General features: G+C 68.3%; 12 protein-coding genes, 1 rRNA gene and 1 pseudogene. 4 read left to right on the top strand and 10 right to left on the bottom strand.

What is annotated here, in order from left to right; genetic code table 11:
- The 4 genes and pseudogenes from IU450_RS31725 to IU450_RS40690 form a co-directional block, all read right to left on the bottom strand.
- Positions 1 to 108: ribosomal RNA gene (locus IU450_RS31725) — 16S ribosomal RNA — on the bottom strand; the annotation flags it as partial.
- Between the two features lie 529 nt (positions 109 to 637).
- Positions 638 to 1,927 carry a tyrosine--tRNA ligase gene (tyrS, locus tag IU450_RS31730; RefSeq protein WP_195153409.1) on the bottom strand — a complete coding sequence of 430 codons (1,290 nt, stop codon included), beginning with the start codon at positions 1,925 to 1,927 and terminating at the stop codon, positions 638 to 640.
- Positions 1,928 to 2,244: 317 nt separating this feature from the next.
- Positions 2,245 to 2,886: a DNA-3-methyladenine glycosylase gene (locus tag IU450_RS31735; RefSeq protein ID WP_195153560.1), complete on the bottom strand. Its 642-nt coding sequence runs from the start codon at positions 2,884 to 2,886 to the stop codon at positions 2,245 to 2,247.
- Between the two features lie 185 nt (positions 2,887 to 3,071).
- A pseudogene (locus IU450_RS40690) lies at positions 3,072 to 3,332 on the bottom strand (low temperature requirement protein A); the annotation flags it as partial.
- A 150-nt stretch (positions 3,333 to 3,482) separates the two neighbouring features.
- On the opposite strand from IU450_RS40690, the gene IU450_RS31745 reads away from it, so the two are divergent.
- From IU450_RS31745 to IU450_RS31760, 4 genes are all read left to right on the top strand, one after another.
- Positions 3,483 to 5,006, top strand: coding sequence for a multicopper oxidase family protein (locus tag IU450_RS31745; RefSeq protein ID WP_195153410.1), 1,524 nt, complete (start codon positions 3,483 to 3,485; stop codon positions 5,004 to 5,006).
- Between the two features lie 90 nt (positions 5,007 to 5,096).
- Positions 5,097 to 5,828 carry an ABC transporter ATP-binding protein gene (locus tag IU450_RS31750; protein ID WP_195153411.1) on the top strand — a complete coding sequence of 244 codons (732 nt, stop codon included), beginning with the start codon at positions 5,097 to 5,099 and terminating at the stop codon, positions 5,826 to 5,828.
- Positions 5,825 to 6,619, top strand: coding sequence for an ABC transporter permease (locus IU450_RS31755; protein ID WP_195153412.1), 795 nt, complete (start codon positions 5,825 to 5,827; stop codon positions 6,617 to 6,619). The genes IU450_RS31750 and IU450_RS31755 overlap by 4 nt, the downstream gene beginning before the upstream one ends.
- The gene (locus IU450_RS31760) at positions 6,616 to 7,260 is read left to right on the top strand and encodes a TetR family transcriptional regulator (RefSeq protein ID WP_195153413.1); all 645 of its coding nucleotides are present in this window, start codon (positions 6,616 to 6,618) and stop codon (positions 7,258 to 7,260) included. Before IU450_RS31755 ends, IU450_RS31760 begins: the two co-directional genes overlap by 4 nt.
- Before the next feature lie 34 nt (positions 7,261 to 7,294).
- On the opposite strand, the gene IU450_RS31765 is transcribed toward IU450_RS31760, so the two are convergent.
- From IU450_RS31765 to IU450_RS31790, 6 genes are all read right to left on the bottom strand, one after another.
- Positions 7,295 to 7,729 carry a L,D-transpeptidase gene (locus IU450_RS31765; protein ID WP_228835415.1) on the bottom strand — a complete coding sequence of 145 codons (435 nt, stop codon included), beginning with the start codon at positions 7,727 to 7,729 and terminating at the stop codon, positions 7,295 to 7,297.
- Between the two features lie 295 nt (positions 7,730 to 8,024).
- Positions 8,025 to 8,255 (bottom strand): Trm112 family protein, encoded by a 231-nt coding sequence (locus tag IU450_RS31770; RefSeq protein ID WP_195153415.1) that lies wholly within the window; start codon positions 8,253 to 8,255, stop codon positions 8,025 to 8,027.
- 10 nt (positions 8,256 to 8,265) lie between these two features.
- Positions 8,266 to 8,856 (bottom strand): GtrA family protein, encoded by a 591-nt coding sequence (locus tag IU450_RS31775; RefSeq protein ID WP_195153416.1) that lies wholly within the window; start codon positions 8,854 to 8,856, stop codon positions 8,266 to 8,268.
- Positions 8,853 to 11,096, bottom strand: coding sequence for a hypothetical protein (locus IU450_RS31780; protein ID WP_195153417.1), 2,244 nt, complete (start codon positions 11,094 to 11,096; stop codon positions 8,853 to 8,855). The genes IU450_RS31775 and IU450_RS31780 overlap by 4 nt, the downstream gene beginning before the upstream one ends.
- 71 nt (positions 11,097 to 11,167) lie before the next feature.
- On the bottom strand, positions 11,168 to 11,659 hold the full coding sequence (locus IU450_RS31785; RefSeq protein ID WP_324197899.1) for a GtrA family protein: 492 nt from the start codon (positions 11,657 to 11,659) through the stop codon (positions 11,168 to 11,170).
- Complete coding sequence (locus tag IU450_RS31790; protein WP_324197910.1) at positions 11,656 to 13,827, bottom strand: hypothetical protein; 2,172 nt, start codon at positions 13,825 to 13,827, stop codon at positions 11,656 to 11,658. The genes IU450_RS31785 and IU450_RS31790 overlap by 4 nt, the downstream gene beginning before the upstream one ends.
- Positions 13,828 to 14,002 lie beyond the last annotated feature (175 nt).

The following is a 14,002-nucleotide window of genomic DNA, read 5'->3' on the forward strand; positions in this document are numbered from 1 at the left end:
ACTCACCCGTTCGCCGCTCGTGTACCCCGAAGGGCCTTACCGCTCGACTTGCATGTGTTAAGCACGCCGCCAGCGTTCGTCCTGAGCCAGGATCAAACTCTCCGTTGAAGACTCACAACCACACCCCAAAAGGGTGCAATCAGATCAAAAACCAGAGTCCGAAAACCCAGCAAAACAATCGCCAGCAAAAAGCTGACAAAAAAGTCCGACCCTCCCACACGGGGAGCGGAAGAGCCGGAACCAAATAAACATTTGGCACTGACATTCATCGACACACTATTGAGTTCTCAAAGAACACACGCACACACATCCGGGCCAGTCTCAACCAGACCTTCTGTGAGGCAACTTTCCCAGCCTAACCAAGCTATCAACCGAAGTCAAGACTATCGGCCGATCCGCGTCACACTGGGCTGACAGGCGCTCCTCGTCCTACCTCGTTTCCCGGTCCCGCTCGGCGTCTCCGCCTCGCTTCGGCTCCGGGTTGGTGTCCGTGTCGCTCTGACTTGAACTAAGTTACGCGGCGGAAAACGCTACGTCAAATCGCCTGAACAGCAGGGCGTTTCCGCAGGTCAGAGGCGTGCGATCCGGGTGATCGAGCGCCTGAATCACACGCATGTGATTCAGGCCACCGCGATCTTCATGCACCTGCCCGCAGAACCCCGGCGAGGTTCTTCTTGCCGCGCCGCAGGACCAGCCAGCGCCCGTGCAGGTAGTCGGCGTCGGCGGGGGTCCATTCGATGTCGGAGATCTTCGCGTTGTTCACCGACGCGCCGCCTTCGTTCACCGCGCGCCGGGCGGCGCCGCGGCTCTCGGACAGGCCGGTCGCGACGAGCAGGTCCACGATGGTGTGCGGCTCGCCCGCCTTGACCTGGGCGACCTCGCCGTCGATCGCGGCTTCGCGCAGCGCGGCGCCGAGGGTCGCCTCGTCGAGGTCGCGCAGTTCCCCTCGGCCGAACAACGCCTGGCTGGCCAACTGCACGGCGTGGGTGTTCGCCTCCCCGTGCACCAGAGTCGTCATCTCCGCGGCGAGCTTGCGCTGCGCTTCCCTCGCGTGCGGGCGCTCGGCGGTCGCCTGCTCCAGTTCGTCGAGTTCCTCGCGGGACAAGAACGTGAACCAGCGCAGGTAGCGCACCACATCGGCGTCGGCCGTGTTCACGAAGTACTGGTACCAGGCGTACGGGCTGGTCATCTCGGGATCGAGCCACAGGCTGCCGCCACCGGTGGACTTGCCGAACTTCTTGCCGTCGGCGGAGGTCACCAGCGGAACGGTCAGCGCGTGCACGGCCGCGCCATCCACCCGGCGATTGAGTTCGACGCCCGCGATGATGTTGCCCCACTGGTCGGAGCCGCCCACCTGCAACGTGCAGCCGTAGTTGCGGCGCAACTGCAGGTAGTCGTTGGCCTGCAGGAGCATGTAGCTGAACTCGGTGTAGGAGATGCCCTCCCCGTCCAGGCGCCGCTTGATCGTGTCGCGCGCCAGCATGACGTTCACCGAGAAGTGCTTGCCGATGTCGCGCAGAAAGTCGACCGTGGTCAGCGGTCCGGTCCAGTCCATGTTGTCGACGACGACCGCGCCGGTCGGCGAGTCGTCCAAGTCGACGAAGCGTTCCAGCTGCGAGCGGATCCGCTCGGCCCAGCCCGCGACGGTCTCGGTCGAGTTCATCGTCCGCTCGCCGACGTCACGCGGGTCACCGATCAGGCCCGTGGCGCCGCCGGCCAGCACGATGGGGCGGTGCCCGGCACGCTGGAAACGCTTCAGCGCCAGCAGCGGCACCAAGTGGCCCGCGTGCAAACTGGCGGCGGTGGGGTCGAAGCCGGCATACAGGGTCAGCGGCCCGGCGGCCGCCGCCGCACGCAAGGCATCCAGATCGGTGGACTGCGCGATCAGGCCGCGCCAGGTCAGTTCGTCGATGATGTCGCCGCTCACGCTGTCCTATCTTTCCGCACGAGGTCCGCGGCTTCGTGCGCGCCTCAGTGTCCTCGCGAGGCGCGGCATCCGTCGAGCGATTTCGGGCGAGCCCGACCCGCGCCGAACCGGATCAGGAGACCTATCGCCGAGCAGGATCTGCAGCGTCAACAAGGTGCGATCGAGCACATTCCCGGGCGGGCGGGGGCTGGTGGCGGAGACGGCGGTCATGTCCCTGGCCCTCTGGTCGGCCGCGACGGGTCGGTGGCGCGGTCACTGGCAGAACGGGGCGCTCCGGGCAAACTCATCGCGCCGCGCCGGGAATTCTCGACGCGCCGTCAGGCCGACTTCGCCGCGGACAGTGGTGCGCGAGGACTGCGCCGGTAGACCGACACCGCTCGCGAACTCGGGAGCCAGAAGCGCCACGGCACATCAGCCGCGCTGCTGACGCCCACCCGCGGACCGCAGGCGATCTCGGTGGCTTCGACCGGGTCGTGCAACTCCAGCCGGATCTGCGATGACGGATCGAACAGCGGGGTTCCATAGTCGCTCAACGTGATTCCCAGTGCGCTACCGAGATTGCCCGGCCCTCTGGCCAGGTCGAGCTCGGACCGGGCGCCCGGACGTCGCGCGCGCACCGTCTCCAATCCGTCGATCACCTCACCGGAGCGGATCAGTACGGCGCTGGCGACTCCGTCCGGACCGCTCGTCACGTTGACGCAGGTGTGCATGCCGTAGCTGAGGTAGACGTACAGCACACCGGCGGGACCGAACATCACGTCATTGCGCTTGGTCCGGCCGCGCCCGGAATGCGAAGCCGGGTCCGGCCATGGGCCGGCCGGGTCTCCCCCGTAGGCCTCGACCTCGACGATCCGTACACCGACCGGACCCGACCGCAACGTCGCCCCGAGCAGACGCCGGGCGGCAGCGGGCGGTTCGACGGCGAGTTCCTCGACAGACTGGGCACACACAGCCGCCATTGTCCTCGACGGCGACGACAAGCGGTCGCGCAGCCACTCGCCGACCGGCGTGGGCGCAGGTCGGGCTCCGATCCGCAGTGATGCCGTAGCTGCCGCCCTGACACGGTCCGTTGCATCGGCAGAGCACGGTATGACGCGGTTCGGGGGACACCCTCGCCGACGCCCGGCAGCCAGGTGCGTCGCGTCGAACTGTTCGGCGCCACCTCGTTGGTGAGCCAGACGTAGCCGGAATACATCCACCAGATCAGCCCGAACAGCAACGCCACCTGGGCGAGCGCCTGCCAGCCCGGATGATGCGTGTAGACGTGCGTGAGCTGGGTGATGGTGAAGACGAAGACGAGGTCGGAGAACAGCTCGAGCGTCGAGGCCCGCGGCTGTCCGCCGTCGGCCGACAGCGCCGCACTCTGGTTGGTCACGGCTGGAGCCCAGAACGCCTCCGGCACCACCGCCGAGGGAGATCACTCGAGGCTGTCGACACCCGAAGAGAGTCCTTCCTGCACCCTGACGGTCCGGGCACCGGCATCAGGGGCGGACCGGGGAGTAAATAGGGACGCTCCCGGATGTGTTGGGGCACTGCCGATTTCTACCGTCGGTCCATGTCTTCGGATTCCCGGCCGCGCAGAGGGCGGCGGTCGCTCATGGTTCTCACATCGGTCGTGACATTGCTGGCTCTGGCGATCTCCGGTCTCGTCGTCCGGGTGTACATCGGGGCGACCGTCTCCACGGTCGGTAGGACGGAATTCCGGAACGAGCTCACGATCCCGCCGCTTGCCCCATCGCGGATCGGCGCGGACGGCACGCGCACGTTCGAACTCGAGATGCGTTCGGGGCACAGGGAATTCCAGCCCGGACAGGTCACCGAGACCTGGGGCTTCAACGGCGACTATCTCGGGCCGACGCTGCGGGCGCGGCGCGGGGAAAAGGTGGCGGTCACCGTCCGCAACAACCTGCCGGAGTCCTCGACCGTGCATTGGCACGGCATGCACCTGCCCGCCGCGATGGACGGCGGACCGCACCAGATGATGGCGCCCGGCGCCGCCTGGACGCCGAGCTGGACCATTGATCAACCGGCGGCGACCCTCTGGTACCACCCGCATCCGCACGGTGCGACCGAGACTCACGTACGCCGCGGGCTCGCGGGCATGTTCCTGCTCGACGACGAGGTATCCACGTCCCTCGCCCTCCCCTCCACCTACGGCGTGGACGACCTCCCGGTGATCGTCCAGGATGTGAGGTTCGACGGCGCGGCGTTCGACTCCGCCCATGGGATCTTCCGCGATGTCGGGTTCCTCGGCGACCGGACCATGGTCAACGGGACACTGGCGCCGTACCGGGAGGTCGGCGCCGAACTCGTCCGCCTGCGACTGCTCAACGCCTCGACCGCGCGGACCTACACTTTCGAATTCGCCGACCAGCGACCGTTCGCTCTGGTCGCCACCGACGGCGGCCTCCTCGAGCGGCCGAGCACCCTGAATCGGTTGCGGCTGTCGCCGGGCGAGCGCGCCGAAATCGTCGTGCGGTTCCGGCCCGGCGAGCGCACGGTGCTGCGCAGCGGCGAACTCGACGCCGGACTCGATTTCTGGACACAGCGTTTCGCCGGTGGCGACGATACTTTCGACATCCTCGAATTGCGCGCGGCCGCCACGCTGCGTCCGTCACCGGAACTTCCCGCGACGCTGGCTGCGCCCAGCACGCCGGACGGTGGCGACTCGGTGCGGGAGCGCCATTTCGACCTGAACATCGCCGGAATCAACGGCGTTCCGATGGCCATGGACCGCATCGACTTCGCGGTGACGCGCGGCACCGCGGAGAGCTGGGTGGTGCGCAACATCGACGGCATGCCGCACAACTTCCACATCCACGACGTGCAGTTCCGGGTGCTCGCGGTGGACGACGGCCCACCGCCCGCGGCGCTGGCCGGACCGAAGGACACCGTCTTCCTTCCGCCGAACAGCTCGGTGCGAGTGGCCGTGCGATTCGACGGCCCCGCCGATCCGGACACGCCGTACATGTACCACTGTCACCTGCTCTGGCACGAAGACCGCGGAATGATGGGCCAATTCGTGGTCGTGAACCCGGGCCAGGAGGCCGGGAGCCCGCCGACGCACCATGGCCACTGATATTCCCCGTCACCACACCCTTGCCTGGTCAGCCTGGTCGCGATAAATTCATCACACAGTGAATTCAACACTCGATGAATTGAGGCGACCGTGTCGCAAGCCACTCCATCTCCCGCCGTCGAGGTACGGAACCTGCGGGTCCGCCGTGGCGGCCGCGAAGTACTGCACGACGTCTCGCTGACCATCCCGCGCGGCTCGATCACCGGACTGCTCGGTCCCTCGGGGTGCGGCAAGACCACGCTCATGCGCTGCATCGTCGGCACTCAGATCACCGAAGCGGGCGAGGTGAGCGCACTCGGCCTCCAGGCGGGCTCGGCGGCATTGCGCCACCTGATCGGATACGTCACCCAGGCGCCGAGCATCTACAACGACATCAGCGTCCGCGAGAACGTCGCGTACTTCGCCGCGCTCTACGGCCGTGACCGCGCCGACGTCGATGACGCGATCACGGCGGTCGGCCTCTCCGACCACGCCCACCAGCGCGGCGACGAGCTCTCCGGCGGCCAGAAGACCCGCGCTTCGCTCGCATGCGCGCTGGTCGCCCAACCCCAACTGCTGGTCCTGGACGAACCGACCGTCGGCCTGGATCCGGTGCTGCGGGTCGAGCTCTGGAAGCAGTTCCACGAGCTGGCCGCCAACGGGACGACGCTGCTGGTGTCCAGCCATGTGATGGACGAGGCCGAGCACTGCGACCAGCTGGTGCTGATGCGCGAGGGGCAACTGCTCGCCCAGCTCAGCCCCGACGAACTGCGCGCGCAGACCGGCGAGCAGAACCTGGAGACCGCCTTCCTCACCTTGATCACGATGGGACAGAACGCATGACCGCCACCCTGGAATCCGCGCCGCGGCGCACGCCCACGCTGCGTCCCTACGCCGCGACCACCGGTCGCATCCTGCGCCAGCTGCGCAACGACCACCGCACCGTCGCCATGATCCTGGTGGTCCCCGCTCTGCTGATGGCGCTGCTGTACTTCATCTACAAGGACACCCCGACCGACCCGATGAACCCGGTCTCGCTGTTCGACCGGGTGGGCATCAGCATGCTCGGCATCCTGCCGTTCATCGTGATGTTCCTGATCACCGCGATCGCCATGCAGCGCGAACGCACCTCGGGCACGCTGGAGCGGCTGCTGTCCACACCGCTGACGAAACTCGACCTGCTCGCCGGGTACGGCACCGCGTTCTCGCTGGCCGCGGCCGCGCAGGCGGTCGTCGCCTGCTCGGTCTCCTTCGGGCTGCTCGGGCTCGACGCGGCGGGCAGTCCCGGTTGGGTGGTGCTGATCGCGGTGGTCGACGCCGTGTGCGGAGTGGCACTCGGACTGCTCGCGAGCGCGTTCGCGCGCACCGAATTCCAAGCCGTACAGTTCATGCCGGTCGTGGTCGCGCCGCAGATCTTCCTGTGCGGCTTGCTCGTTCCCCGCGGCCAGCTGCCCGGTTGGCTGGAGGTGATCAGCAACGTGATGCCGCTGAGCTACGCGGTCGACGCGTTGCAGCAGGTCTCGGCGCATCCCGAGGTCACCGGCCAGATGTGGCGCGACCTCGCCATCGTCGCCGGATTCGCGATCGTCGCACTGTGCCTGGGCGCGGCGACGCTACGACGGCGGACCACGTGACCGCGGGCAATGGTTCCGGCGGCGCCGAGCGGCCCACCCGCACAGGCCGCCGACCTGGGCAATCGGGCGCCCGCGAAGCCATCCTCGCGGCCGCCCGCGCCCGATTCGCCGACGCAGGCTTCGACAAGACCTCGGTGCGCGCGGTCGCCACCGACGCCGGGGTCGATCCGGCCCTGGTGCACCACTACTTCGGCACGAAGCAGCAGCTCTTCGCCGCGGTGGTGCAACTGCCGGTGGACCCCGAGGCGACCTTGCGGATCATCGAGGCCGCGCCGCTGGAGGAGTTGGGCGAGACCATCATTCGCGCGGTGCTCGGGGTGTGGGATTCGCCGGCGGGGCCCGGTGTGGTCGCCTTGGTGCGCAGCATCCTGGCCGGCACCGATGACCCGGTTCTGGCCAGGACGTTCGTGTTGGAGGTCGTGCTGGAACGCGTTCGCTTGCGGATCGCCACCCCGGAGGACGACGGCCGGGTCCGGGTCGGACTGGTCGCGTCGCAGATGATGGGCGTGCTGGTCGGCCGCAAAATCGTCGGGGTGGAACCGCTGGCATCGATGCCGGCGGCCGAGCTGGTCGCGGCCGTGGGCCCGACGCTGCAGCGCTATCTGACCGGCGACATCGGGCGGCAACCTCCGTCCCGATGATCCGGCCGATCATCGCGCAACGGCGCCGGAACCGTTACTCCACGACTTCGACGACGTCACCGGGCCACAGGTACTCGTAGAACGCCTTGGCCCCTTCGTGGGTCATCCGGACGCAGCCGTGCGACTTCTTCTCGATCGGGCCGACGTGGAAGGCGATGTCGCCGTTGAAGAAGGTGGCGTACGGCATCGGAGCGTTGTGCATGGTGCTCCAGTGGAACTCCTTCTTGAACGACACACGGAAGACTCCGGGCGGTGTCTCGTATCCCGGCATCCCGTGGGAGATCGGCGTCGGGCCGTAGACCACGCGGCCCTCGTCCATCAACCAGGCTTCGTCGGTGGAAAGGCGCATGCATGCCCGGGCCGCCGTGGAACACGGCGCGACGGGCGGGGGTGGCGGGATCAGCGCGGGCAGACCTGGGATGTCCGGGCCACCCGGCCACAGCGGTTCGGCCTGTGCGGGGGCCGCCATCGCGAATCCCGCCGCGACTGCACAGGCAATCGCACATCGAGTTGTCCAGTTACGTAAACGCGAATCGCTCATTACGTTCCCGACCTCTCTCTCCTCAAATGCCACGCGTGCAGCTCAGCAGGCTGGTCGCGTCACCCCTTTGCTGGAGCGAGTGGACCGTCTCGAGGTGCAAATGATCATGGCGGACCCGGCTTCAAACGGTCAATGGACGCAAAACGACCGTGACTCATCCGTTGTCCGCCGACCGTGCGGCAGGCGAGTTGTCAGTCGAGAGGGGGAAGGCAGGACGGTGGGGTCAGTCGGCGGCCTGCGCGGTGAACGCGTCGTGCTCGGTGTCGGTGACGTCCCTGGCTTCATCGATGAGCAGGACCGGGATGCCGTTCTCGATCGGGTATGCCCGGCGCAGGCGCGAGTTGTAGAGCAGCGCGCTGCCGTCGGCGGCACGCACCAGCTCCAGCGGGCCCTTGTCCTGCGGGCAGGCCAGCAGGCGCAGCAGTGTGGCGTCCAGGGTGGTGTGCTCAGGCATACCAGGAAACTTACCTTCCGGCCGGGGCGGAGCGAGAACCGTCCGCGTCGAGCCCCTGCGTGCGGCGGAACGAGATGTGGCGATGCCCGAAGAAGCTCGCGCCCGCCACCAGCGCCATCACCGCGACCGCCGACGGAATGCTCGGCAGGTGCAGGACCGACACACCCAGCTGGAGCAGCACCATGTTCAGCGCCAGCCCGCCGGAGTTCACCCCGACGAACGCGACGAAATCCCGGACCAGACGCCCGCGCACGCGGAACACGAGGGTGCGGTGCAGGACGAACGCCACTACCACGCTGATGCTGTAAGCCAGGGCGGGCGCAGCGGCGGCCGGCGCCCGATCGCCGAGCACCGCCAGCCAGGTCACCGTCAAGGCCATCCCGAGGCCGGTGTTGACCATGCCCACGATGGCGAACGCGATCTCCTGGCGGCGCACCAATCGCAGCAGCGGACCGGGGTCGGCGGGCGGAAGGTTCGACTGCTCTCCGGCATCCGGCCAGGGAATGGGAGCCGCGCTCCCCTCGCTCGCGGAGCCGGAGCACCACACTTGCGCCCCGTCCGACGTCGGCGCGTCTCCTCGATCCGCCGCGCCGCCGCTCATCGGACGGCGTCGGCCAGGTCGGTCTCCGCCGTCTCGGGTGCTGACGGCTGGTCGGTCACCTCGACCGGTCGATCCTCCCGGCGCCTGCCGCGCAGGTACGCCCATTCCAGCAGACCGATGCCCAGCAGTCCCAGCAGTGCCGCGGCGACGCCGATCCGCCATCCCGGCGGCTGCCAGGAAAGCACCAGCTCGCCGGAGGAACCGGGCGGAAGATCAACGGCCACAAAAGTTTTCGACACCAGGGTGGACGGGATTTCGCGGCCGTCCAGCGTCGCCCGATAGCCCGGCCAGCCGAGCCGGGCGAACACGATCCGCCCACCGTCCGGAGAACTCACCCGCACCCGGCTGGCCGTGTCCGATTCGGCGACCGATGTGGCCGTCACGCCCTGGGTAGCCGCGACCCGGCCGTCCCGGCTCGAGATCAGCCCGTCGGTGCGTTCCAGCACCGAGATGTACTTTTCGTGCCCCGGATAGTCGACCCAGCGCCAGCCGGAGGGGGCGGGCTGGTCGCGGGCGTCCGGGTACAGCGCGCGATGCAGCACGACCCGGTCGACCTTCATCAGGTCGACGATGGTCCGGCCGGTGGTGGGCTCGGTCGTGAAGGCGCGCCGGTAGGCATCGGGGCACACGCTGGTGTCCCAGCGCATGCACAGCGTCTCGCCGAACCAGTAGTGCCCGTTGGGGGTGTATCCGCTGACGTAGGTCAGCTCGAGATTCTTCGCGTAGTTGCCGAATACCAGCGATCCGTACGCGCCGGACAGATTCCGTTCCTGCGGCGGGATGAGCATACGGTCGCCGAGCTGGAGCGTGGTGCCGGAGAAATCGGGGAACGCGGCCTTCATCTCCGCGCGGTTCTCCGGCAGATGCCAGCCCATCGGCGTCGGCTGCGCGCCCCAGACCTGGAGGTAGGCGATCGGGGAGACCGAAACGACGATCAGCGCGCAGGCGGCGAACGCGCCGCGGCTGCGCCCGAGCCATACCGCGACGGCGCCGAGCGCGGCCACCCCCAGCGCCGCGACGACGTGCCCGGTCACCTCCTGCGGCGCGGCCGAGAACGACCGCGCCCACAACAGACCGATCAGCACCGCGGCCGCGATGCCGCGCCGCCGCCGGTCCTGGACGGTCGCGAAGCGGCCGAGCAGCACGCACACCAGCACCAGCAGACCCAGCGCGACCATCGGCAGCACCCGGGCAGGCCAGCGCAACGGGCCGATCGCGCCGGGACCAGCGGTCCACATCAGCGCCATCACCGCGAACAGCGCGGGCGCGACGAACTCACGCGCCGAGCCGAGCGCCTTGCGCCAATCGACGAAGGCCAGCGCCGGAACCAGGAACCAGGCGATGTAGACCACCGGCATCGGCTGCACATAGCCCCACCAGGAACTGAACGCGGGCAGCGTGCTGGGCAGGCTGGCGTTCAGCGACTCCGACCACGGCACCGTGAGGAACTGGTCGTTGTTGATCTGCGCGGTGCCGCGCCAGGTCACCTTCGCCGACAGCATGCTCGGCAGGTAGGTGGCCAAGCCGGCCAGCGCCGCACACGCGGCGACCGTGAGCAGGCGCAGTGACGGCCGCCACGCCTTCTGATGGACGAGTTCGCCGACCGCGACGGCGGCCACCATCAGTCCGGCCTCGACCGCGGGAAAGATGTACTGCACCGAGATGGCCAGATACAAGAAGACGAAGGTGGGGATCGGCCCGCTGCGCCCGCGGGAGTAGCGCACTGCGGAGGCCCACGCGTGGGCCATCCAGGCGGTGCCGGTGAACGCGGTCATCCAGCTGGCCTCGTCGAAGAACAGCAGCCATCCGGTGAACGGCATGGCGACGCCTGCCACCGCCGCCCAGGGCGCCTTCGCCCCGTAGGCCAGGCAGATCCGGTAGACGCCGAGCGCGAGGATGATCGCGAAGATCAGCTTGACCACCGTGGCGTACAGCGCGAGGTTGCCGACCGACGGCGCGATCAGATCGATCAGCAGCTGCGGTGGATTGAGCAACCCTGCTTCTTCGATGGTGTAGTTGCCCGCCATCCAGTGCTCGGGAACGAGTGTGGGAAATCGTCCCTCGCGCAGGGACCGACCGAGCATCACCCACAGCGGCGCGTACTGCGATTCGGTGTCGTCGGTATAGAAATGCCGGACGTTGGCGAATAGAACCGCACCGTATCCCGCGACCACTCCGAGCGCCGCGATGACGCCCCAGGTGAAGACTTCGCGCGAAGGAAAGGTTCTACGTTCGGCCACGAGTCACAGACCCTACCTCCAACTCGGCGCCGTTCCGGCAAGCCAGTGCCGAGCCGCCGTCCGGGAAACCGCTACCCGGCCGTGCTCGCGGGGCGCGCCTCCGGCCCGCGGCGGAAGGAGATGTAGCGGTGGCCGAAGAAACTGGCGACCGCGACCAGGCCCATCACCACGACGGCCGACGGAATCCGTGGCAGGTGCAGCACCGAGACCGCCAGCGACAGCAGCACGGTGTTCATCAGCAGCCCGCCGGAATTCACGACGACGAAGCCCGCGAAGTCGCGCAGTACCCGGCCGCGGACCCGGAACACGAGGGTCCGGTGCAGGACGAAAGCGATGACGATGCCCACGGCGTAGGCCAGCACGACCGCGACGGCGGGCGGCCACGCGTCGCCGAGCACCGCCAGCCACACCACGGTCAGCCCGATGCCGAGCAGGGTGTTGCACGCCCCGACCACAGCGAACGCGATCTCTTGTCGGCGCACCACCCGCACCAGAAGCCCCGCAGCGGGCCCGTCGCTCATCGCGTCGGCATCCGCGGCGACCGCACGCGCGTTCGTCTTCACGAGACGACGTCCGCCAGCTCGCGATCCGGCTCGGCGCGCTCGTCGTCGCCGGACTCCTCCGGCTCGTCGCGACGCCGGGACCGCACATGGAGCCATTGCAGGACGCCGATGCCGAGCACACCCGCCACGGCGGTCGCGAGACCGATCTTCCAGCCGGGCGGCCGCCAGGTCAGCACGAGTTCGGCGTTCTGGGTGCCCGCGGGAACATCGACGGCGACGAACGACTTGGCGACCGTCGTGATCGGAATCGACTTGCCGTTCAACGTGACTCGATATCCGGGCCAGCCCAGCCGGGCGAACACGACCCGGCCGCCTTCGGCCGAGGACACCCGCACCCGGCTGGTGGTGTCGGTTTCGGAGATCGAGGTCGCGCTCACCTTCTCGGCATCGGTCACGCGGCCGTTCACCGTCGAGATGGGTCCGTTCACGCGTTCCAGCACCGCGATGTAGCGCTCGTGCCCGGGGTAGTCGACCCACTTCCAACCCTCGGGCGCAGGCTGACCGGGCGCGTCGGGGAACAGCGCCCGCTGCACCACCACACGGTCCAGATTCATCAGATCGACCAGCGGCCGCCCTGTGGTCGGCTCCGGCGCGAACATCCGCCGGTAGGCGTCCGGGCAGACGCTGCCGTCCCAGCGCATGCACAGCATCTCGCCGAAGTAGAAATGGCCGCTCGGGGTGTAACCGTTGACGTAATCCAGTTCGAGTCCCCGGGCATAGTTTCCGAAGACGAGCGAGCCGTAGGCGCCCTCGATGCTCTTGTCCTGCGGCTGCAACAGTCCGCGATCGCCCAGCTGGATGGTGTTGCCCGCGAAATCCGGGAACGCCGTCTTCGCCACGGAACGCTTCGCGGGCAGGTTCCACGACATCGGAGTGGGTTGCGCTGCCTCGACCTGGAAATAGGCGATCGGGAACATCGCGACGATGGTCAGCGCGCACGCCGCCGCGGTCCCCTTGGTGCGCCCGAGCCACACCGCTCCCGCCGCCAGCGCGCCCAGTGCCAGCGCCGCGATCACGTGCCAGATCGCGTCGTGCGGGTCGGCGGAGAACGAGCGCACCCACAGCAGCAGGATCAGCACGCCCGCCGCGATGCCGCGGTTCTTCGGGTCGCGCACCGTCCCGTAGCGGCCCAGCAGCACGCATACCAGCACGAGCAGGCCGATGGCCAGCATCGGCAGCACACGCGCGGGCCAGCGCAGCGGGCCGACCGAACCCGGGCCCGCGGTCCACATCAGCATCATGATCGCGAAGATCGCGACCGCGCTCAGTTCCCGCCATGCCTCCCTGGCACGGCGCCAGTCGATGAACGCCAGGGCGGGAATCAGGAACCACGCGATGTAGGTGACCGGCAGCGGCTGCACGTAACCCCACCACGAACTGAACGCGGGCAGCGAACTGGGCAGGCTCGCGTTCAGCGACTCCGACCACGGCACCGTGAGGAACTGGTCGTTGTTGATCTGCGCGGTGCCGCGCCAGGTCACCTTCGCCGACAGCATCGACGGCAAGAAGGTCAGCAGGCCCGCCAGGCCCGCGCAGCCCGCCGCGAGGGTCAGCCGGAGCACCGGCTGCCACTTGCGCTGATACACGAGCTCGCCCACGGCCACCGCCAGCAGCATCAGCACCGCTTCGACCGCGGGGAAGATGTACTGCGTCGAGATGGTCAGGTACAGGTAGACGAAGACCGGGATCGGCCCGCCGAGCCCTCGCGTGTAGCGCACCGAGGCCGCCCAGGCGTGCACCATCCAGGCGGTGCCGGTGAGCGCGGTCATCCAGCTGGCTTCGTCGAAGAAAAGGAAGAAACCCGTCAGCGGCAGCGCGATACCCGCGACCGCCGACCAGGCCGGCCGCCCACCGTAGACCAGGCAGATCCGGTAGACGCCGAGCGCGGCGATGATCGAGAAGATCAGTTTCACGACGGTGGCGTACAGCGCGACGTTGTCCACCGAGGGAGCGATCAGATCGATCAGCAACTGCGGCGGGTTGAACAGGCCCGCGTCGTCCATCGTGTTGTTGCCCGCCATCCACTGCTCGGGCACCATGACCGGGAACTCGCCCGCGCGCAGCGCACGGCCGAGGCCGACCCACAGCGAGGTGTACTGGGACTCGGTGTCGTCGGTGAAGAAATGCCGGGCGTTGGCGAGCAGGACAGCGAGGTAACCCGCGACCACTCCGAGCGCGGTGATGACCCCCCACCGGTAGACATCTCGCCGCGAATAGACATCCGGCCGCGAGCCGGGCACTGCACTGTCCGTCACGAGTTCCAAACCCTACAGGGCGGCCCTCCGCTTGGCATCGGTCGCGGACGCCACCAAGATGAGGGCATGATCAGCTGCTCCGGTGGCC

Source organism: Nocardia abscessus (assembly GCF_015477775.1).
Taxonomy (GTDB): Bacteria; Actinomycetota; Actinomycetes; order Mycobacteriales; family Mycobacteriaceae; genus Nocardia; species Nocardia abscessus_A.

What these genes read in the sequence shown, in the direction of transcription:
- IU450_RS31755 (WP_195153412.1), top strand. Translation starts at nt 5,825, where the DNA reads ATGACCGCCACCCTGGAATCCGCGCCGCGGCGCACGCCCACGCTGCGT.
- IU450_RS31770 (WP_195153415.1), bottom strand. Translation starts at nt 8,255, where the DNA reads ATGCCTGAGCACACCACCCTGGACGCCACACTGCTGCGCCTGCTGGCC.
- IU450_RS31745 (WP_195153410.1), top strand. Translation starts at nt 3,483, where the DNA reads ATGTCTTCGGATTCCCGGCCGCGCAGAGGGCGGCGGTCGCTCATGGTT.
- IU450_RS31765 (WP_228835415.1), bottom strand. Translation starts at nt 7,729, where the DNA reads ATGGCGGCCCCCGCACAGGCCGAACCGCTGTGGCCGGGTGGCCCGGAC.
- IU450_RS31775 (WP_195153416.1), bottom strand. Translation starts at nt 8,856, where the DNA reads ATGAGCGGCGGCGCGGCGGATCGAGGAGACGCGCCGACGTCGGACGGG.
- IU450_RS31735 (WP_195153560.1), bottom strand. Translation starts at nt 2,886, where the DNA reads ATGGCGGCTGTGTGTGCCCAGTCTGTCGAGGAACTCGCCGTCGAACCG.